The 21,147-nt window shown below is 61.9% G+C and carries 19 protein-coding genes; 14 read left to right on the top strand and 5 right to left on the bottom strand.

Annotated features, from left to right (window positions below):
- Window positions 1-78: 78 nt before the first annotated feature.
- On the top strand, window positions 79-1,116 hold the full coding sequence (locus tag BJI47_RS07940) for an Rv2578c family radical SAM protein (RefSeq protein ID WP_088943193.1): 1,038 nt from the start codon (window positions 79-81) through the stop codon (window positions 1,114-1,116).
- A gap of 64 nt (window positions 1,117-1,180) precedes the next feature.
- On the opposite strand, the gene BJI47_RS07935 is transcribed toward BJI47_RS07940, so the two are convergent.
- On the bottom strand, window positions 1,181-1,678 hold the full coding sequence (locus BJI47_RS07935) for a cupin domain-containing protein (RefSeq protein ID WP_088943192.1): 498 nt from the start codon (window positions 1,676-1,678) through the stop codon (window positions 1,181-1,183).
- Window positions 1,679-1,837: 159 nt separating this feature from the next.
- Complete coding sequence (locus BJI47_RS07930; protein ID WP_088943191.1) at window positions 1,838-2,767, bottom strand: neutral zinc metallopeptidase; 930 nt, start codon at window positions 2,765-2,767, stop codon at window positions 1,838-1,840.
- Window positions 2,768-2,928: 161 nt separating this feature from the next.
- Between BJI47_RS07930 and aspS the strand changes: the two genes are divergently transcribed.
- Complete coding sequence (gene aspS, locus BJI47_RS07925; RefSeq protein WP_088943190.1) at window positions 2,929-4,689, top strand: aspartate--tRNA ligase; 1,761 nt, start codon at window positions 2,929-2,931, stop codon at window positions 4,687-4,689.
- Window positions 4,690-4,826: 137 nt separating this feature from the next.
- On the opposite strand, the gene BJI47_RS07920 is transcribed toward aspS, so the two are convergent.
- Complete coding sequence (locus tag BJI47_RS07920; RefSeq protein ID WP_088943189.1) at window positions 4,827-5,870, bottom strand: hypothetical protein; 1,044 nt, start codon at window positions 5,868-5,870, stop codon at window positions 4,827-4,829.
- 152 nt (window positions 5,871-6,022) lie between these two features.
- Window positions 6,023-6,625 (bottom strand): RDD family protein, encoded by a 603-nt coding sequence (locus tag BJI47_RS07915; protein WP_254900449.1) that lies wholly within the window; start codon window positions 6,623-6,625, stop codon window positions 6,023-6,025.
- Window positions 6,626-6,956: 331 nt separating this feature from the next.
- Between BJI47_RS07915 and BJI47_RS07905 the strand changes: the two genes are divergently transcribed.
- The 10 genes from BJI47_RS07905 to aroB all read left to right on the top strand — a co-directional run bounded on the left by BJI47_RS07905 (window position 6,957) and on the right by aroB (window position 18,585).
- Complete coding sequence (locus BJI47_RS07905; RefSeq protein ID WP_088943187.1) at window positions 6,957-8,126, top strand: kinase; 1,170 nt, start codon at window positions 6,957-6,959, stop codon at window positions 8,124-8,126.
- Window positions 8,127-8,157: 31 nt separating this feature from the next.
- Window positions 8,158-9,576 (top strand): replication-associated recombination protein A, encoded by a 1,419-nt coding sequence (locus BJI47_RS07900; protein ID WP_088943186.1) that lies wholly within the window; start codon window positions 8,158-8,160, stop codon window positions 9,574-9,576.
- An 85-nt stretch (window positions 9,577-9,661) separates the two neighbouring features.
- Window positions 9,662-12,331 (top strand): alanine--tRNA ligase, encoded by a 2,670-nt coding sequence (alaS, locus tag BJI47_RS07895; protein ID WP_088943185.1) that lies wholly within the window; start codon window positions 9,662-9,664, stop codon window positions 12,329-12,331.
- 2 nt (window positions 12,332-12,333) lie between these two features.
- Complete coding sequence (gene ruvX / locus BJI47_RS07890) at window positions 12,334-12,870, top strand: Holliday junction resolvase RuvX (protein WP_176224727.1); 537 nt, start codon at window positions 12,334-12,336, stop codon at window positions 12,868-12,870.
- Window positions 12,867-14,201 carry an endolytic transglycosylase MltG gene (mltG, locus tag BJI47_RS07885; protein WP_088943183.1) on the top strand — a complete coding sequence of 445 codons (1,335 nt, stop codon included), beginning with the start codon at window positions 12,867-12,869 and terminating at the stop codon, window positions 14,199-14,201. Before ruvX ends, mltG begins: the two co-directional genes overlap by 4 nt.
- 5 nt (window positions 14,202-14,206) lie before the next feature.
- Window positions 14,207-15,016, top strand: a complete 810-nt coding sequence (locus BJI47_RS07880; RefSeq protein WP_088943182.1) for a shikimate dehydrogenase — start codon at window positions 14,207-14,209, stop codon at window positions 15,014-15,016.
- 263 nt (window positions 15,017-15,279) lie between these two features.
- Window positions 15,280-15,702, top strand: coding sequence for a prepilin peptidase (locus tag BJI47_RS07875; RefSeq protein WP_368655880.1), 423 nt, complete (start codon window positions 15,280-15,282; stop codon window positions 15,700-15,702).
- A gap of 12 nt (window positions 15,703-15,714) precedes the next feature.
- Window positions 15,715-16,902, top strand: a complete 1,188-nt coding sequence (gene aroC / locus BJI47_RS07870; RefSeq protein WP_088943180.1) for a chorismate synthase — start codon at window positions 15,715-15,717, stop codon at window positions 16,900-16,902.
- Window positions 16,899-17,462 (top strand): shikimate kinase, encoded by a 564-nt coding sequence (locus BJI47_RS07865; protein WP_088943179.1) that lies wholly within the window; start codon window positions 16,899-16,901, stop codon window positions 17,460-17,462. Before aroC ends, BJI47_RS07865 begins: the two co-directional genes overlap by 4 nt.
- 10 nt (window positions 17,463-17,472) lie before the next feature.
- Window positions 17,473-18,585: a 3-dehydroquinate synthase gene (aroB, locus tag BJI47_RS07860; protein WP_088943178.1), complete on the top strand. Its 1,113-nt coding sequence runs from the start codon at window positions 17,473-17,475 to the stop codon at window positions 18,583-18,585.
- Window positions 18,586-18,670: 85 nt separating this feature from the next.
- Here aroB and BJI47_RS07855 read toward each other — a convergent pair whose 3' ends face one another.
- Window positions 18,671-19,327, bottom strand: coding sequence for a B-4DMT family transporter (locus BJI47_RS07855; RefSeq protein WP_088943177.1), 657 nt, complete (start codon window positions 19,325-19,327; stop codon window positions 18,671-18,673).
- Between the two features lie 105 nt (window positions 19,328-19,432).
- Here BJI47_RS07855 and BJI47_RS07850 point away from each other — a divergent pair, with 105 nt between their 5' ends.
- Together BJI47_RS07850 and efp are read left to right on the top strand one after the other, a co-directional pair.
- Entirely contained in the window at window positions 19,433-20,536 is a 1,104-nt protein-coding gene (locus BJI47_RS07850; RefSeq protein ID WP_088943176.1) for a Xaa-Pro peptidase family protein, read from the top strand.
- A gap of 46 nt (window positions 20,537-20,582) precedes the next feature.
- Entirely contained in the window at window positions 20,583-21,146 is a 564-nt protein-coding gene (efp, locus tag BJI47_RS07845) for an elongation factor P (RefSeq protein ID WP_088943175.1), read from the top strand.
- The last annotated feature ends 1 nt before the right edge of the window (window position 21,147 follow it).

Raw genomic sequence — 21,147 nt, 5'->3', positions numbered from 1 at the left:
ACCTAGTGCTCCGCGAACCGAAAGGTGCACGCCTCGTTGCGTCTTGACATGACATAGAACAAATGTTCGACTGTGTGCATGCGATGGGCGGGACAAACACTCGACGCTGCCGACGAGGACGCGCTACCAGGTTTGGAACGTGCCGGCCTCGTGCGCAGCGTGCAAACGCCGGAGTTCGAGGGCGTCACGTTCCACGAGGTGCTGTGCAAGAGTGCATTGAACAAGATTTCCGGTGACGCCTCGCTACCGTTCACCTGGACTATCAACCCGGCACGCGGTTGTTCGCATGCATGCCGCTACTGCTTCGCCCGGCCCACCCACGAATATCTCGGACTGGACTCCGGCAACGATTTCGATTCGCAGATCGTCGTCAAGACCAACATTGCTGCTGTGCTCCGAAAGGAACTCTCACGCAGATCGTGGAAGTGTGAACAGGTTGCGCTGGGAACCAATACCGATCCCTATCAGCGCGCAGAGGGCCGCTACCGGCTGATGCCGGGCATCATCCGAGCGCTGACGGAGTCCGGTACACCGTTCTCGATTCTGACCAAAGGCACGTTGCTGCGGCGTGACCTACCCCTGCTGACGCTCGCGGCCCGGGAGGTGGACGTGCGCATCAGTATCAGCCTCGCTATCCACGACCCGGATCTACAGAAGCAATTGGAACCAGGAACTCCGAGCCCGCGGGCCCGGCTAGATCTTATCCGATCGATTCGTGAGGCCGGTTTGCCGTGCGCTGTGCTGGTGGCACCGGTTATCCCATTTCTGACCGACGGAGCCAAGCAGCTCGACGGACTGTTCGGGGCGTTGGCCGAGGCAGGCGCCACATCGGTGACCGCGATGCCGATGCACCTACGGTCCTCGACCAAAAATTGGTTCATGTCGTGGCTGGCCGAGCAGCACCCTGCCTTGGTCAGGCGATATCGGCAGCTGTACGGACGCGGTGCGTACGTCACACCCGAATACAAGACGTGGCTGCGCGAACGTATCGTCCCATTGCTTGCAACCCACGGGTTCGGGCCCATCGACACCAAATTCCTACCTGTGAACGTGCCCGCCGAACTGGAACCGGCATCGACGCCGAACGCTGTAGACCCGGCACTGACCCTGTTCTGATGTGCAAGCACTTCACCGAGGAATCGCCTGGACGGAAGGGTCGGCGTCCTGCCAGGTGGCAAATCTAGATGCCGTCGGGATGCGCCGCAAAGGGTGGAGGACCGAGAATCTCGATACCGCCATACTGCTCGGCCGATGCTTGGACCCGACCCATATCGACGGTTCCCGCATTCTCGGCGGTCAGCGGATCGCTGGCGCCCAGGTAGAACCTTTGGCAGCAACCAGGTGTGTGTAGGCACAGCAACCGAACCTCAGGCGAAGTAACCAAGAAGGCATGAGGGACACCGCGGGCAGCGAGCGCGAACCCACCTGCGCCGACCCGATGTTCTGTTCCGTCGATGTGTACGAGGATTTCCCCCTCGAGCACCATCATCGACTCGTCGGACTCGGGGTGAATGTGAAGAGGCGTGACCTTTCCTTCGGTCATGCGATCTTCGAAAAGCAGGAAGGCACCGTTGGTTTCCTCGGTCGTGGCCTTCCAGAGGTGCTCGCCTCCTCCGTAGAACCAGCGACGCTCACCCTCGTCACGTGCCCGAACGATCACTCCTGCGGTGGTGCTCATCGCCGTCTCGATTCGTCGTGAGACTCCAGTCCTACAGTAAAATTTACACAGCATGAGCGAGATGTCAACGGCTTTCGCGGAGGCGGATGTTCGAAGCAAAGCGGCGTACCCGAGAGGCCGCCGTGAGCACACTCGTGACCGTTCTGACGCGCGAACTCTTTACCGAGGGAGCGCCGGTGGGTTGTCGAGGTCTCGGGCCGAGAAGGTGTTGCATGCGCCAACTTGGCCGGTTCGATAGCCCGAAAGGAACCATTGCTGCCGTTGCTCGGACGACCCGTGGGTCCAGCCCTCCGGATTGACCCGGCCACTCGACGCCTGCTGTATCCGATCGTCGCCGACCGAGGACGCTGCGGACAGAGCATCGCGAATATCGGTGTCGGTCAACGGAGCGAGGAAGGGAACGCCGGTGTCCTGTGCAGGAATCGTCGCAGCATGATGTGCCCAGACCCCTGCGTAGCAGTCGGCTTGCAGCTCGACCCGGACAGCACCTGATTGTGGGCCCTGTGGATCCGCCTGCGCACGGCCGATGTCGCCGAGCTGATTCTGAATGTGATGTCCGACTTCATGTGCCACGACGTATTCCTGTGCAAGGGGACCGCCGCTCGAACCGAAACTGTCCACCAGAACCTGGAAAAAACTGGTGTCGAAGTAGGCCGTCGAGTCGGCCGGGCAGTAGAACGGGCCGACGGCGCTGGTTGCGTTGCCGCAACCTGTGTTGATCGATCCGGTGAACAGCTGAACGGCCGGCTGCACATACGCGACCCCGGTCTGCGACTGGAGTTCGGATTCCCACACCGTGTCGAGGCTGCCAACGGTAAAACTCACGCGGCAGTCGATATTGGCATTGGCGTCGGCGCCCGTCTCGCAGTTCGCCACCGTACCGCCTGCCTGCGACTGACCTGCATTGTCGGTAGAACCGCTGAGTTGACCGAGAACGGATCCCGGATCTCCACCGAAGAGCAAAGCCAAGACCAGAATGACCAGGCCACCTGCGCCGCCGCCCAGCGCGAGCTTGCCGCCTCGTCCGCCACCGCCCCCGCCGGTCGAAACCCGGCCAGGTTGCATACGAGCGCCCTCGTTGAAGGTCATCGCCGAAATCCTTTCATCGGGGTCAATTCTGTGGGCTTTCGGTCTCGGTCGCGCACTAGCTTCGCACGCCGTGGTGGGATCGCGTTTCCGGTCGGCGTAGGTGTCTCCGTAGGATTGGCTACCGACGAACACGCTTTGTGAAATTTTGTGAAAGGAAACCTGTGCTGCGCACCCACCTCGCCGGCTCACTTCGACCCGAGCACGTCGACCGAACAGTCACCCTGACGGGTTGGGTTGCGCGGCGACGCGATCACGGCGGTGTCATTTTCATCGACCTTCGTGACGCGTCCGGCGTCGCTCAGGTCGTCTTCCGTGACGGCGCCGTCGCCGAACAGGCCCACCGCCTACGGGCGGAGTACGTGGTGAAGGTGACCGGCAAAGTCGAGACCAGACCGGACGGCAACCAGAATTTCGAGATTCCGACCGGCGCCATCGAGGTCGACGCATCAGCGATCGAGGTTCTCGCCGAGAGTGCCCCTCTTCCGTTCCAGCTCGATGAACAGCCGGGCGAAGAAGCTCGCCTGAAGTATCGGTACCTGGATTTGCGTCGCGAGGGCCCGGGAAGCGCCATCCGTCTGCGATCGCATGTCAATGCTGCAGCACGCAGTGTGCTGGCGCACCATGAGTTCGTCGAGGTCGAGACACCCACCTTGACGCGATCCACGCCCGAAGGCGCACGAGATTTCCTCGTGCCTGCACGGTTGCAGCCGGGCAGCTTCTACGCGCTCCCGCAGAGTCCGCAGCTGTTCAAGCAGCTGCTGATGGTCGGCGGAATCGAGCGGTACTACCAGATCGCACGCTGCTACCGAGACGAAGATTTCCGGGCCGATCGTCAGCCCGAGTTCACCCAGCTCGACGTCGAAATGAGCTTTGTCACCCAGGAAGACGTCATTCTGCTGGCCGAAGAGATCCTCGCGGCTCTGTGGAAACTGGTCGGCTACGAGATCGTCGACAAGATTCCTCGGATCACGTACGCCGAGTCGATGCGGCGTTACGGGTCGGACAAGCCGGACCTTCGGTTCGAGATCGAACTCGTCGAGTGCACCGACTTCTTCGCCGACACGACCTTCCGGGTATTCCAGGCACCGTACGTCGGAGCGGTAGTGATGCCGGGCGGCGCCTCACAGCCGCGCAAGCAGCTCGACAAATGGCAGGAATTCGCCAAGCAGCGTGGGCACAAGGGACTTGCCTACGTACTCGTCGGCGAGGACGGAAGCCTCGGTGGACCGGTAGCGAAGAATCTCACCGATACCGAGCGCGACGGCCTCGCAGCTCACGTAGGCGCCAAGCCCGGTGACGCAATCTTCTTCTCCGCGGGACCGGTCAAGGGCTCGCGCGGGCTACTCGGGGCAGTGCGTGGTGAGATCGCACGCAAACTCGACCTGATCGACCCGAAGGCTTGGGCGTTCGTCTGGGTCGTCGATGCGCCACTTTTCGAGCCGACGTCCGACGCGACGGCCAGCGGTGACGTTGCCGTCGGCTCCGGGGCGTGGACGGCCGTGCACCATGCTTTCACTTCACCGAAGCCGGATTCGATGGCGACTTTCGACACCGATCCGGGGTCGGCGCTCGCCTACGCGTACGACATCGTCTGCAACGGCAACGAAATCGGTGGCGGCAGTATTCGTATCCACCGCAAGGACATTCAGGAACGCGTGTTCGCGGTGATGGGGATCGGCGAAGCCGAGGCACAGGAGAAGTTCGGATTCCTGCTCGACGCTTTCAGCTACGGAGCGCCGCCGCACGGCGGGATCGCCTTCGGTTGGGACCGGATCACTGCTCTTCTTGCCGGAGTCGACTCGATCCGCGAGGTCATTGCATTCCCCAAGTCCGGCGGCGGCGTCGACCCGTTGACCGACGCGCCGGCGCCGATCACGCCGCTACAGCGTAAGGAATCCGGCATAGACGCCAAGCCGGAGTAGGACGCCAAGCTGGAGAAGAAGGAATCCGCGCAGGCTGAAAAGGATGAGCCTTCGGCTACTCGATAGCCGAACTCACAGTGGAAGGGCCCCGATTCTCGCGAGAGAATCGGGGCCCTTCCACTTGTTCGACCGAAGGCTCAGGCGACAGGTTGTCCGCTCGTCACGATGCGGTAGGCATACGTCGAGGCAATGATGGTGATCGGAATGGTCACCAGTAGTCCTAGCCCGCAGGGGATCGCGCCGAGAATGTTGATTCCGACGAGTGCGAGTGCAAGCAAGAACAATTGGCCCGCGTTCGACGAAATCGCCCTGAAACTCGACTTGATTGCAGTGATCGCATCTTCGTTGCGGTCGACCACGAATTGAAGCGTCCACCACGTCAGAAACACCACGATGATGCCCGGGATGATCAGCAACACGAAGCCGATCGTCGCCATGATCCCGATCAGCACGCTGGCGATGATGATCGCCGCAACATTGGCGAACTGGAAGAACGATCCGATCGTGGGCTTGGTCCCATCGACCTCGTGCAATGCACCGCGAACCATCGCAGCCTGGATCAGGTATGTCACAACCGCACCGACAAGCGTGCCGATGATTCCCAGAACATTGAAACTCGACGAGAAGTCCCCGGAGGTGTCGAATCCGCCGAAGATCAGATTGATGACGAACTGAATAACTACAGCGATGAAGACGATACCGACCCACACGCCTGCGTTGTCCTTGAACTTGTTCCAACCGAAGGAAATCGCGCCGCCGACGTCGAGCGTCGGGGGCAGTCCTCCGCCGAATCCGGACCCGTGCGAGCCGTAGTTTCCGGGTGGCGGGGGATAGTTTCCGGGAGGTGGGGGGTAGTTGCCGGGTGGGTAGTTGCCCGCCGGGGGTGGGTAGTTGCCCGCCGGGGGTGGGTAGTTGCCGGACGCAGGCGGATAGCCACCAGTCGGGTATCCACCCGGGGGTGGATAGTTACCGGGCGGTGGATAGTTGCCCGGCGGGGGGTATCCACCCTGCGGTGGGTAGTTGCCCGGTGGTGGGTAGTTGCCCGGTGGTGTGTTGCCTGGTGGTGTGTTGCCTGGTGGCGGGTAGCCGCCCTCTCCTGGTTGCGAAGACTTCCCAAGGTCTGGTCGGTCGGGGTCGGGAGTGCTGCCGTACTGCGGGCCGGTCGGTGGGTTCTCGCTCACGGTATTTCTCCTTTTTCAGGGACTTCAGGTCATTGTGCGCCGTTCAAGTCGGCTGAACATCCGTATCCGTCGGTCGGTGAACTGAAAAGCGGATCCATCGGGAGTCTTCCGATGGATCCGCTTGGTTACACCCCCCTGTACGCAGGCCCGGGTCAGTTGACCGCGATCACCTGAGTGCCGCCGGCGAGTTCGTCGTGCTTGCCCTGCTTGATGGGGCTCGAGTTGATCGTCACAGCAATGACGATGTATGCGACGAAAACGAGCAACCCGCCAAGAACCGGGACGATGTTCAGCAGCAGAAACGCATTCCGCTTCGCAGCCTCGGCTTGCGTGGGGTTGCCGCCTGCAGCGCCGAGAGTGCGAAGACCCAGCATTTGCTTACCCAGCGTCTGCCCTCGGCTCGACTCGAGGAGCGTGAAGTAGGCGAATCCCAGAACCGCGGTGACGAGGCCGAGAATGAACTGCCCGACGAACCCGTCCGGCGAGATTGCATAGACGACGAGCGCCACTACGGCCACGATGATGCCGTCGATGAAGCGAGCGGCGAACCGCGCTCCCAAGCCCCCTGGCCGGCCGCCTCCTGGCAGCTGAGAACCGAGGCCGTACGCGGCATTGCCAGAGGCGGGCGGCGGTGGGTAACTTCCGGGTGGTGGGTAGTTCCCGGGTGGTGGGTAGCTGTTGCCCGGATTCTGCGGATACTGCGGCTGATTCGGGTCTACGCCGCCGTAGTGCGGATCATTGGGCGGGTTGGTCACGAAATATCCCCCTCGAGTCGTTCTTCATCCATGAACGCGCCGTCGCGTACTGACGCAATTTCAGGGTGAGCGAACCCCACCGGCTGTGATGTGTCAAGCCTGACGTGGCGACGAGCAGTGCCTTTGTCGAAGCGAACAGTTCTTTCCGAGGATTCAGGTACTACCGCAGGAAGTTCCACCTGTGTCGATACCCTCGATTCCGGTCTGTCCGGTTCGATGCCCGTCGTGATGAAATCGGTATCGGCGATTCCCCAGGTCAGTCGGAAACAAGCCGATTCGACGTATCGGAGCCGCCACAGTTTGTCATACAGACCGGGTACCTTGGTACGCGATGACCGCAACATTGGCAGATCCTGTTTCAGAGGTGGTAGCAGCTGCGCAGCAGTTGCTTACCCGACGTGCCGGTGCACACGTCACCTTGGTCGATCCCGTCGACCTCGGAGGCAGCGGCCAGGCAATTGTCCTTCGCGTTCGAGTTTCGGAGAATCCTTTTCAGTTGCCTCGAACCCTGGTGATCAAGCAGGTTCGAGATACCGCAACCGACACCGAACTCCACAGCGAAGCGGAGACTGTCGGCGGTAGGTCGGCCTTTCTCCGTGAGGCGGCGTCGTATCAATTCACTACGGCTCTCGCAACCGACAGTCGACCGGGGCCGTCCCTGCTGGCTTACGACCTGGGGGCGAGGTTGCTTGTTCTCAGTGATCTAGGCGATGCCAGTTCGATCACTGCATTGCTCAAACATTCCGACTCGGCATCGGTCACCAACTCGTTGATGGCCATGGCACAAGCGCTCGGACGCATGCATGCCGCCACCGCTGGACGAGAAGACGATTTCGCGGCGCTGCTCAGGCGTGTGGGTCTGCCGCATTCGGCTGACGGCATTTCGGAGCAGATACCGGATGCGCTTGTTGCCGTACCGAAGATGCTCGCCGAAGTACTTGGCATGACGGACACTCCGCTGCGCGTCTTGGCCCGCGTCGAGCGAAGCGGGAGGTTGTTCGCACATGGTGCGCTTCGTGCCTTCAGCCCATCCGACCTGTGCCCGGACAACATCATCGTCAACGGGGAGGGTGTGCGCTTCCTCGACTACGAGTGGGGCGGCTTTCGAGATGCCACGCTCGACATCACGTATGCATTGGCGTCCTCTCCCGGATGCCTGTGCCATTTCGACCTTTCGACCGAGCGTGCACAAGCCATGGTCGACGCATGGCGAGCCGAGGTTGTCGGCATTTGGCCGCAACTGGCCGACGACCGGGTCCTTGCCTCGAAAATTCTCGATGCTCAGCTCATCTGGGTTTGGATGTCGACTTACTGGTTTCTCCCTGACGACCACACCCGGATCGCCGCTGCGCGTCGGCATCACCTCTCGGTTCCACGGTCCGAGGCACTCATATCGCGGTGGCGAATTCTCTTCGAACAGGCGCAACGTTCCGGTGACCACGATGTGACCGATTTCGCCGAGAGAGTTTTAGCGTCTCTGAGGTCGAAGTGGGAGCGCTGAACATCGCCCGCAGTTCTGTAGCGTCCGACTTGTGAGTATCGGTTTCGGATCTGATTTCGATGAAGGAGAAGAAAGCGGTCTGTTCGAGACCTTCGACACCGCTGAATCTGACCGCGGTGAGCGAGATCCGGCGAGCATCGACGCAGGCGAAGGGTCGCGGCCGAGCCAGTCCCACGCCCGACCGGACGCTCCGTTGGCTGTGCGGATGCGCCCCAAAAATCTGGACGAGGTAGTCGGGCAGGGGCACCTTCTCGCGCCGGGTGCCCCTCTGCGACGCCTCGTCGAAGGTTCAGGGGCATCTTCGGTGATGTTGTACGGCCCACCCGGCACCGGCAAGACCACGTTGGCCTCGCTCATCTCCGGAGCGACGGGTCGCAGGTTCGAAGCGTTGTCGGCTTTGTCGGCAGGCGTCAAAGAGGTTCGGGTAGTCATCGACCTGGCTCGCCGCCGGTTGACGGCAGGTGAGCAAACTGTGTTGTTCATCGACGAGGTTCATCGGTTCTCCAAAACCCAGCAGGATGCCTTGCTGGCTGCCGTCGAAAACCGAATCGTACTTCTGGTGGCCGCGACTACGGAGAATCCGTCTTTCTCTGTCGTCTCACCGTTGCTGTCCCGCTCCCTCGTGCTCCAACTGCACCCGTTGAGTTCTGCAGACATCGAACTGTTGCTCACTCGCGCCGCCCACGATCCGCGGGGACTGGACGGAGCCGTCTCGATCGACGCCGATGCGATGGCTCATCTGGTTCGTTTGGCAGCAGGAGATGCACGTCGTGCGTTGACCGCGCTCGAGGCGGCCGCTGGGGCGGCTACCGGGCCGACGCTCGACCTCGCCACCGTCGAAGCGAGTGTCGACAAGGCGGCAGTGCGGTACGACCGTGACGGCGACCAGCATTACGACGTCATCAGTGCGTTCATCAAATCGATCAGGGGATCAGATGTCGATGCCGCCCTGCACTACCTGGCGCGGATGATCACAGCAGGCGAAGATCCCAGATTCATCGCACGCAGACTCGTCGTGCATGCCAGCGAGGATGTCGGAATGGCAGACCCCACCGCGTTGCAGACAGCGATGGCTGCTGCCACCGCGGTACAGCTCATCGGTATGCCGGAGGCGCGATTGGCCTTGGCCCAAGCCACAATTCATCTTGCGACCGCGCCGAAGTCCGGTGCCGTCATCGCAGCGCTCGGTGCGGCGATGGCCGATGTTGCAGCAGGCAAGTCCGGTCCGGTGCCCGCCCATTTGCGGGACGGGCACTACAAAGGGGCGCAAGCGCTCGGTAGTGCGGTGGGTTACAAGTATCCGCATAGCGATTCGAGTGGAGTTCTCCGGCAGCAGTACCCACCGGACGAATTGGTGGGTGTCGACTACTACGCGCCTACCGATCACGGTGTGGAGCGTGAGATCGCGACCCGCGTAGGCAAGCTACGTCGCATTGTGCGTGGCCGTTGACGAACAAGCCGTCGACGAACAACTCGTTGACGTGCAAGTAGTGGTGATGACACGGGGTGCACCGGCGGCGCGTTAACCTGTACCGGTGCAAACCCATGACATTCGCAGGCGTTTCCTCGACCACTTCGTAAAGGCAGGCCACACCGAGGTGGCCAGTGCCTCGTTGGTGCTCGACGATCCCAACCTGTTATTCGTCAATGCAGGAATGGTGCAGTTCGTTCCTTACTTCCTGGGCCAGCAGACACCTCCGTTCGCTACGGCGACGAGTGTTCAGAAGTGTGTCCGCACACTCGATATCGAGAACGTCGGCATCACCACGCGCCACAACACGTTCTTTCAGATGGCCGGAAACTTCTCGTTCGGTGACTATTTCAAACGTGAAGCGATCCACTATGCCTGGACGCTTCTGACCGGCAGTGTGGCCGACGGCGGATACGGATTCGATCCGGAGCGCATCTGGGTGACGGTGTATCTGGATGACGACGAGGCCATTGCGCTGTGGAAAGAACTTGCCGGGATACCCGACGAGCGGATCCAGCGCCGTGGGATGGCAGACAATTACTGGTCGATGGGAATTCCCGGTCCGTGTGGTCCGTGCTCGGAGATCTACTACGACCGCGGGCCCGAATACGGTGTCGACGGTGGGCCGGAGGCCGACGAGGATCGCTATATCGAGATCTGGAATCTCGTCTTCATGCAGAACGAGCGCGGGCAGGGAATCAGCAAGGACGATTTCGAGATCCTCGGGCCGCTGCCGAAGCAGAATATCGACACCGGCATGGGCGTCGAGCGCGTGGCTTTCCTGCTTCAGGGCGTCGACAACGTCTATGAGACCGACCTCGTTCGTCCGGTCATTGCCAAAGCCGAGGAACTGAGCGGCCGGGCGTACGGGAAGAACCACGAGGACGACATCCGGTTCCGTGTCATCGCAGACCACGCGCGCACCGCCGCGCTGCTCATCTCCGACGGCGTCAACCCGGGCAACGACGGGCGCGGATACGTGCTGCGTCGTCTGTTGCGCAGAATCGTGCGCTCGGCGCGTCTGCTCGGTGCGCCGGACCGGACCATGGGCGAGTTCATCACCGTCGTCCGCGACACCATGGCTCAGTCGTACCCGGAGCTCGTCACCGGCTTCGATCGCATCCTCAATGTATCGGTCGGTGAGGAGTCGGCGTTCCTCAAGACCCTCACTTCCGGTTCCAAGCTGTTCGACACAGCTGCGGAGTCGGTGAAGTCGACAGGAAAGAAGACAATCGGCGGCGCCGAGGCGTTCGCGCTGCACGACACCTACGGATTCCCGATAGATCTGACGCTCGAAATGGCGTCGGAGGCGGGTTTGAACGTAGACGAGGATGGTTTCCGGTCGCTGATGGCCGAACAGCGTCAGCGCGCGAAGGAAGACGCGCGTTCACGTAAGCATGCTCACGCCGACCTGTCCGTCTACAAGGACTTCGTCGACCTCGGGGCAACGGAGTTCACCGGATTCGAGGAGTTGTCCTCGGAGGCGAATGTGCTTGCCCTGATCTCCGGTGGAGTTCGCGTCCCAACGGCCACGGCGGGGGAGTCCGTCGAGGTCATTCTCGATCGCAGCCCGTTGTATGCGGAATCGGGTGGACAGATCGCCGATATCGGAACGATCAGTGGCCCAGGTTTCAGCGCTGACGTGGAGGACGTCCAAAAGATCGCCAAAAAGGTGTGGACGCACAAGGTCACGGTCCAATCAGGTCAGATCACCGAAGGCGACGTCGTGCGCGTCGACGTGGACCCGTCGTGGCGTAAGGGCGCAACGCAGGGTCACTCTGGAACCCACATGGTGCACGCGGCGCTGCGGCAGGTGCTCGGACCCAATGCCACCCAGGCCGGATCGCTGAACAAGCCCGGGTACCTCAGATTCGACTTCTCCTGGCAGGGCGCACTGTCCGAGGCACAGCGACACGACATCGAAGCTGTCGCGAACGACGCGATCGGTGCCGACCTCGCTGTCAACACCTTGGTTACCGACCTCGACAGTGCCAAGGCCATGGGCGCGATGGCGCTGTTCGGTGAAAACTACGGGGACGAGGTTCGCGTCGTCGACATCGGTGGACCGTTCAGCATGGAACTGTGCGGAGGAACGCACGTGCAACATACTTCGCAGATCGGGCCGGTCACCCTGCTCGGCGAGTCGTCGGTGGGTTCCGGGGTGCGCCGAGTCGAAGCATTCGTCGGCTTGGATTCATATCGATACTTGGCGAAAGAACGTGCCCTGCTCGCCGGGATCGCGTCCTCGCTCAAGGTTCCGACCGAGGAAGTGCCGGGCCGGATCGAGACATTGGTGGAAAAGCTGCGAGTGGCAGAGAAGGAACTCGAGGCAGTGAAGGCAGCTTCCGTACTCGCTTCGGCAGGTGGCCTCGCTGCAGGTGCCGAACGATTGGGAGCCGTTCGAGCAGTCATAGCGCGCGCCCCCGATGGCGTAGGCGGCAATGATCTCCGCGGACTCGCTGCCGATGTTCGCGGGCGTCTCGGTTCCGAACCTGCGGTCGTGGTCCTTATCGGCGACGTCGATGGGAAGGTGCCCTTCGTGGTAACCGCAAACGCCGGAGCACAGGAAGCCGGTGTGAAAGCAGGAGAACTGGTGGCCAGCTTCGGCCCGGCCATCGGTGGTCGCGGCGGCGGTAAGGCCGAATCTGCACAGGGATCCGGATCGAATCCAAGCGGTATCGCCGATGGATTGGCCGCTGTGCGCGCCCGGATCGCAGAACTCGTCGGCGCCTGACCGTGCCGGATTTTTCTCGTCGACCTCCTGGTCTACCGGACCGTCCAGGCGCGGACGATCCCGGTTTCGGACGTCGAATTGGAATCGACGTCGGAAGTGTCCGTGTCGGTGTTGCCGTCAGCGACCCACGGTGCGTACTTGCGACGCCGGTGGAGACTGTCGTGCGGTCCAAGCCCAAAGGATCGGACTCACCCGACGTCGCGCGTGTCGTCGAGATCGTCACCGAATACGAGGCGGTCGAGGTGATCATCGGACTACCACGCACTCTGCGAGGAGAAAGTGGATCCGCGGTCAAGGCAGCTGAGGGGTTTGCGCGATTATTGTCGCGACGACTGCCCGGCGTGCCGATTCGGATGTCGGACGAGCGATTGACTACGGTAACTGCGACGCGTGCACTTCGAGACAGTGGTGTGCGGGGGAAATCACAGCGCTCGGTCATCGATCAAGCTGCTGCGGTCGCAATCCTGCAGGGGTGGCTGGATGAGCGGTCCGCGCGACTGAAATCGGCAGAGACCGATCCAACGCCGGAGGTCGAGTGAACAACCAAAGGTCCACGGACCGGGGGAATTACGAGTACGACGACGAAGCGCTGACGGATCCGATCGGGTATCAGGTCGACGAAGGGAGCGAATTTCATCACGCTGTGACTCATGGCGGTCCGCAGGAAGTGGGACGTTCACGAGCAGAGGTTCGGCACGACCGTTCGGCCCGAAAGCGCAAGCGACGCGGCCGCAAGGTCGGGCTGGCGCTGGGGATGATCCTCGTCATCGTGATCGCAGTGGGAGGTTTCCTCGTGTACGACCGGTTTGCGGGCGGCCCGGTGGCCCCTGACGATTTCACGGCAGGTAGTTCGGGGCCGTCGGTGGTGTTACGGGTGCAGCCTGGTGACACTGCAGATCAGATCGGTGTCGAGGCGACCGACAAGGGCATCGTGGCGAGTTCTGGTGCCTTCATGGAAGCCGCAGTCGTCAACCCGGCAATGTCGTCGGTGCAGCCCGGCTACTACCTGCTCGAGAGTCACGTACCTGCCGAGGACGCAGTGACAGCACTCGTCGATCCATCCGCTCGGGTCGGCAACGTCGTAATTTCCGAGGGCCGTCAACTTCACGACTCACGCGACGTCAATACCGATGCTGTCAAGAAGGGCATCTACACGCTTTTGTCGGAAGCAAGCTGCATCGATACGACAGGTGCAGGCACACCGACATGTATTTCCTACGCCGACTTCAACACCGCAGGTGGTCTCGCGGAGCCGATGGCGTTGGGGGTACCCGAATGGGCGCGCGCGGAGGTGAGTGTTGTTCCCGATCGAGACCGCCAACTGGAAGGTCTCATTGCTGCCGGCACGTGGGACTTCGATCCGACCGCAGCACCGGGTGACATTCTCCGACAGCTCGTGGAGGAAAGCGCGGCGACCTACGAGAAAACTGGGATCCTCACCGCCGGTGCCAACTCGGGTCTCCGCCCGTATCAGACGTTGGTGGCAGCTTCGCTCGTCGAACGTGAATCGCTTCCGCCGGATTTCAGCAAGGTAGCGCGCGTCATCATCAATCGGTTGGCCGCACCGCAGAAGCTCGAGTTCGACTCGACGGTGAATTACTCCCTCGACACAACCGAGGTCGCAACGACCGACGAGGACCGAGCGACAGTGACACCGTGGAACACCTATGCAATGGAGGGACTCCCGGCGACCCCGATTGCGGCGCCGAGCATAGGTGCAGTGCAAGCGGTCGAGGCACCCGCAGACGGTGATTGGTTGTACTTCGTGACTATCAACCAAGTAGGTGACACGTTGTTCACCCGCGACTACGCAGAGCATCTTGCGAATATCGGAAAGGTCGAGGACGGATTCCTCGACAGCGGACGGTAGAAACGATGCGTGCCGCCGTTCTGGGGAATCCGGTCATCCATTCGAAATCGCCTCAGCTACATCTCGCTGCATACCGTGCCTTGGGTCTGAGTGATTGGACCTACGAACGCATCGAATGTTCGGCCGATCAACTGCCGGGGCTCGTGGGCTGTCTGGGTCCGGACTGGGTAGGCCTGTCGGTGACGATGCCGAACAAGGTTGCCGCGTTGGAGTTCGCCGATACGAGAACCGATCGTGCGGTTCTCGCCGGCTCGGCGAACACTCTGCTGCGCACCGAGACCGGATGGCGAGCCGACTGCACAGATGTCGATGGGGTGATGGGGGCGCTGCGCGAGGCCGGTGTCGCTGATCTTGCAGGTCGGGCAGTCATGGTCGTCGGGGCGGGCGGTACATCGAGGCCGGCGCTGGTCGCGCTCGCCGAAATGGGGGCACGATCGGCAACAGTTGTCGCACGATCGGAAGATCGAGCTCGTGAGACCCTCACATGCGGCGAAGCGGCCGGCTTGAGGACCACGTTCCTGGCAATGTCCGACGGAACGCTGTCCGACGCGGCCGCCGCGTCGGCAGTCGTTGTCAGTACTGTGCCCGCGGACGGCGCCGCACCGGTGTCGGCGGCCATTGCACACTCGCCGATCGTCCTCGACGCAATTTACGATCCATGGCCGACGCCGTTGGCGACCGCGGTGGAGTCGGCCGGCGGCATCATCGTCTCGGGCCTGTCGATGTTGCTCAATCAAGCTTTCGGGCAGGTCGAGCAATTTACGGGTCGATCCGCTCCGCGCGCGGCGATGATCGCAGCTATCGGCACCCACTGACAGTTTCATCCACAGGTGGCTCGTCGATACACAGGGCGGTTCTCCACCTGGGAGTCCGACGCGACATGCGTCGGCAGTAGTTCCACACTTGCCGCATGACCACGGCATCTCTGGGATGGGCACTGGCATTCGGTTCGATCGGATGGGGCATAGGAATCGCCACCGAGCGAACTGTGAGAGGGCTGGCACTGTCCTGGAAGGCCGTCGGACTTCCCTTGGTGCTGAGTGTGGTGTGGTCGGCGGGATCGCTGCTCGGTTGCGGTATCTCGCTCGGGCTGTTGGGCTGGTGGTGTTCGGTGCTGGCGTGCATCGACATCGGGTGCAGGCGTTTACCGAATTCGCTGACAGGCGCAGGAGCGATCGTCGCCCTGTTGCTCGGAGCATTCTCCGGCGACATCGCGCCCATGCTCGTCGGTGCGGCGGCCCTGTTCGGCAGCTATCTTCTCGTTCATGTGTGTTTGCCCACGGCATTCGGTGCTGGTGACGTGAAACTGGCGTGGCCACTCGGCGGTGTTGCGGCGATGGCGGGTCTCGACGCGTGGGCGTTGGTTGCAATACTTCCGCCGCTGCTGACCGGGCTGGTAGGGGTGGCGATAACGGCGCTCGGCCACCGAAACTGCACCATTCCTCACGGCCCGTCCATGTGCCTGTCGACCCTGCTGGCACTCGCGGCTTCACCGACGTGAAAAGATGAGGCCGTGCTGCGCTGGATAACTGCCGGAGAATCTCACGGCCCTGCTCTCGTGTCCATCCTCGAAGGAATGGTCGCGGGTGTAGAGGTGACCTCGGACGACATTGCCGATCAGTTGGCTCGCCGCCGACTGGGCTACGGACGCGGCGCCCGGATGAAGTTCGAGGCCGACAAGGTGACGATCACCGGTGGTGTGCGTCATGGTCGGACCATCGGCGGCCCGATCGCGATCGAAGTAGGCAATACCGAGTGGCCCAAATGGGAGCAGGTCATGTCCGCGGACCCGGTTGACCCGTCGGTTCTCGACGCGTTGGCGCGGAACGCTCCGTTGACCAGGCCCCGTCCTGGGCATGCCGATTATTCGGGAATGTTGAAATACGGATTCGACGACGCCAGGCCGGTTCTCGAGCGGGCGAGTGCCCGTGAAACGGCCGCGCGAGTCGCGATCGGCACCGTGGCACGAAACTTCTTGAAACAGGCACTCGGTGTCGATGTCGTGTCCCACGTCATTTCCATCGGTGCATCGGACCCCTATGTCGGGCCACCACCGTCCGGTAACGATCTCGACGCAATCGATGCGAGTCCGGTGCGAGCCTTCGACGCTGCTTCCGGTGAGTCGATGATCGCCGAGATCGAAGCCGCGAAGCGAGACGGCGACACCCTCGGCGGCGTCGTCGAGGTCGTCGTACATGGGCTTCCTGTCGGCCTCGGATCGTTCGTCAGCGGAGATCGTAAGCTCGATGCACGACTTGCTGCAGCGCTCATGGGAATTCAGGCGATCAAGGGCGTCGAGGTTGGTGACGGCTTCGAGACGGCCCGTCGTCGTGGCAGCGCCGCGCACGACGAGATCACCCCGGGTCCGGACGGCATCCTGCGATCGACCAACCGCGCCGGTGGTATCGAAGGTGGCATGACCAACGGAGAGGCGCTTCGTGTTCGGGCTGCGATGAAGCCGATCTCGACTGTTCCTCGCGCGCTCGCAACGGTGGATATGTCGACCGGCGAAGAAGCCGTCGCGATCCATCAACGGTCCGATGTATGTGCTGTGCCTGCTGCGGGCGTCGTGGCCGAGACGATGGTGGCTCTCGTTGTGGCGCAGGCGGTGCTCGAGAAGTTCGGTGGCGATTCGTTGGCGGAGACGACGAGCAACGTCGCGCATTACCTGAAGGGCAACGCCGCCCGACCACCACGATGACTCCCTATGCGGTGCTGGTGGGACCTCCCGGCGCGGGGAAGTCCACCATCGGTAGGCGCGTGTCGCAGGCGCTCGAGTTGGAGCTGCTCGACACGGACGCAGCGATCGAGCGCCGCACCGGTCGTACAATTCCGGAGATCTTCGCGCAGGACGGTGAACAGGCGTTTCGAGTGATCGAGGAGCAGGTCGTAGCCGACGCACTTGCCTCTCATGAGGGCATCGTCTCGCTCGGAGGCGGATCGATTCTTTCCGATCGCACCCGCGCATCGCTGGCTTCGCAGACAGTGGTCTACCTCGAGATCAGTGTCGCGGAGGGGTTGCGTCGAACCGGGGCCAATACATCCCGCCCGCTGCTGGCGGGTCCGGATGCACGCGCCACCTATCAGGCTTTGATGCGCACACGGCGTCCGCTCTATCGATCGGTCGCCACTATTCGCGTCCGCACGGACGGGCGAAGTCCGGCCCGAGTGGTGGGGCAGGTCGTGGCGAAGCTGAAGCAACATCATGCCCAGGAAGGCACTACGCCATCAACAGTGCACAAAGAGTCGTCGAGTGGATGAAGGTGAACGGATGACCGACCCCGTACGCGTAATGGTCAAGACTGCAGCGCCGTATCCGGTGATCATCGGCAGAGGATTGTTGACCGACCTGGTCGATCAACTCGTCGGTACGAAAACCGTTGCGATCTTCCATCAGCCGCCGCTTGCCGAGACGGCCGAGGCAGTCCGAGAGGTGTTGGCGGCGAAGGGAATCGATGCACACCGCATCGAGATTCCGGACGCCGAGGACGGCAAAGAACTCGCGGTCGCCGGTTTTTGCTGGGAGGTTCTCGGCAGAATCGGACTGACCCGAAGCGATGCCGTGGTGAGTATCGGTGGGGGAGCAGCTACCGACCTCGCAGGCTTCGTTGCCGCGACGTGGATGCGCGGCGTCAAGGTGGTCCATGTGCCGACGACACTGTTGGCGATGGTCGACGCAGCAGTCGGTGGCAAGACCGGCATCAATACCGAGGCAGGAAAGAACCTCGTGGGCTCGTTCCATGAGCCCTCGGCAGTGTTGATCGATCTTGCGACGCTGGAGACAGTCCCGAAATACGAGATCGTCTCCGGCCTGGCAGAGGTCATCAAGACCGGTTTCATCGAGGATCCTGTCATTCTCGACTTGATCGAAGCAGATCCCGAAGCAGCGATGGATCCGACTGGATCGGTGCTACCCGAACTCATTCGCCGGTCCGTCGAAGTCAAGGCCCGAGTCGTTGCCGCTGATCTACGTGAGTCCGACCTCCGGGAGATACTCAACTACGGCCACACTCTCGCTCATGCCATCGAGCGACGCGAGCGGTACCGCTGGCGTCACGGTGCAGCCGTGTCGGTGGGTCTGGTGTTCGCGGCAGAGTTGGGACGGCTTGCGGGTCGGCTCGACGACGTCACTGCCGACCGCCACCGCAGCATTCTCCAGTCGGTCGGACTTCCCGTCGGATACGACGGCGACGCATTCGGTGATCTTCTCAAGGGAATGCAAACCGACAAGAAGAATCGCGCCGGGATGCTCAGATTCGTCGTACTCGACGGACTGGCGAAACCCGGGAGGCTCGAAGGGCCTGATCCGGCTCTTCTCGTCGCTGCATATTCGGTAGTCGCCAAGGAGGCCCCAGGACCGGGTAGCTCGGGCATTTTGCTCTGATCGAGGCGCGATCCGAATGGATAATCCCCCCTGCATTTTCGGCCCTAGGGCCGAAAATGCAGGGGGGATTTCTTGAGTTCGAGAGTCAGTGTCCGGAACGATGCTCGCCGTGCGAAGTGTCCTTCGGGTCTTGGGCGTCGGGCTGCACAGCCTGGAAAACCTCGGTGTCCGCGTTGTCGTCGGCCCACTGATTCCGGTCCGCTACCGAACTCTGGTGTGCCGCCGAACCCTGGCTCGAGGCGGTAGTCCCTGCGCCGACCAGATGGCGATCGTGGCGTTCATGTTCGTGTTCGGCATCGGATGCGGCGAGCTTCTTCTTCGCCTCGCGTCCCACGAGCAGGCGGCCCAGGAACACCGAGATGGTCGCTGGGATGAAAATCAGCAGAATGGTGAACGCCGCACCGGAGGTCATTTCGAAGAACAGTGAGTTCTGGCCGAGACTGAAGTCCACTATCAGTCCGATCAGCCATGTGACCAGTCCGGCGAGCAGACCGCCGACTACTGCTGCCTTGAGCCACAGCATCGTCAGATCGGCACCGTAATCCGGGTCCGGGTTTGCGCGACGGTCACGAATTCCGTCGATACCAGCCCCCACGATGACTGCAAGCAAGACCACAGCCAAGCCCAACCATCGAAGCTGCGAACCATGCAACGGCCACCGCGCGACTGCCAAACCCAGCAGAACTCGCACTCCGACGTTGATCAGTCCCATTCCGATTCCGCGTACCACCCACCCTGTCATGGGGGACAGCGTATCCGTTTCGGGGCGGCACTGTGGCGGGCCCCACATAAATCGGGCCCTCGCGTCGCCCGGGGATCGAACTCGCGACGGCGGTACGTTGTATGAATGCCTGCAGATTTCGCTGCCCGTCGCTCGGCTCTTCGACAATCCTTGATCGCAAGGGAACTCGACTCACTGCTGGTCACAGACTTGCTGAACATTCGGTATCTCACCGGGTTCACCGGATCGAACGCAGCGCTGATCGTCGGAAGCGATGATTCGTCTAAGGATGAAAGCAGAACCGTCGTCTGCACGGACGGCCGATATCTCAGTCAAGTCGCCGAGCAAGTCCCCGATCTTCGCGCAGTGATCGACCGGTCTTCGGCGGCACATCTGCTCGCGAGCGAGTATGCACCGAGGGACGCTGCAATCGGATTCGAGAGCCATGTCGTGACCGTCGATCAGCATCGCGGATGGAGTGAGGCGAATGCCTCGCTCGATTTGGTGTGCAGTCCCGGACTCGTCGAAGAACTTCGCATGGTGAAGGACGAGTACGAAATCGGCTTGCTACGCGAGGCGTGCCGCGCGGCCGACGACGCTTTTGCCGTGCTCGTCGAGCGAGGTTCGGTTCGGCCTGGCCGTACCGAACTCGCTGTGGCACGTGAACTGGAGTCGCTGATGGTCGAGCACGGCGCGGACGGGATTTCCTTCGAGACAATCGTGGCAACGGGTGCGAATTCCGCCGTGCCGCATCACCGGCCGACGTCGGCGATCCTGGAATCGGGCGACTTCGTGAAATTCGATTTCGGCGCGTTGGTCGGCGGATATCACTCGGATATGACCCGAACGGTGGTCATCGGGAGCCCAGCGGATTGGCAGCGGGATGTATACGAGCTGGTCCTGCGTGCTCAAGCAGCAGGAAGGAATGCGCTCGTCCCTGGTGTGAGCACTGCATCGGTGGACGCCGCGGCGCGGTCGGTCATCGAGGAAGCAGGGCATGGCGAACTGTTTTTGCACGGACTCGGCCACGGCGTCGGATTGGAAATCCACGAAGCGCCGGGAATCGCACGCACGAGCACCGGTACACTGCAGTGCGGTGCTGCTGTGACTGTAGAACCGGGTGTGTACTTCTCAGGGCGCGGAGGCGTTCGGATCGAAGACACACTCATCGTCCGCCCCGGCGGTCCTGAGCTTCTCACCATGACCAGCAAGCAACTCACTCTCGTGTGACATCACGGTCACTGCGAGATAAGAACACGAGGAGACATAAAAGCCAGTGGCTTCCACCAGCGATTTCAAGAATGGTCTCGTCCTCAGCATCGATAATCAGCTGTGGACGATCACCGAATTTCAGCATGTGAAGCCGGGTAAGGGCCCCGCGTTCGTGCGCACCAAACTCAAGAACGTGCTGTCCGGCAAAGTCGTCGACAAGACGTTCAATGCCGGCGTCAAGGTCGAGACGGCCACGGTCGATCGTCGTGACATGACGTACCTGTATCACGACGGAACCGACTACGTCTTCATGGACGGGGACACCTTCGACCAGCTCGCCATCCCGGAGGCAACGGTCGGCGACGGCGCCCGTTTCCTGCTCGAGAACCTTCGGGTTCAGATCGCGATGCACGAGGGTTCACCGCTCTACGTGGAGCTACCTGTGACGGTCGAACTCGAGGTCAAGCACACCGACCCGGGTCTGCAGGGCGACCGCTCTACCGGAGGTACGAAGCCTGCCACTTTGGAGACCGGCGCCGAGATCTCGGTCCCGCTGTTCATCAATACCGGTGACAAGCTGAAGGTCGATTCGCGCGACGGAAACTACCTTGGGCGTGTGAATTCCTAAC

The organism is Rhodococcus sp. 1168, from assembly GCF_002091955.1.
Taxonomy (GTDB): domain Bacteria; phylum Actinomycetota; class Actinomycetes; order Mycobacteriales; family Mycobacteriaceae; genus Rhodococcoides.
This window is presented reverse-complemented; position numbering and strand designations above follow the sequence as displayed.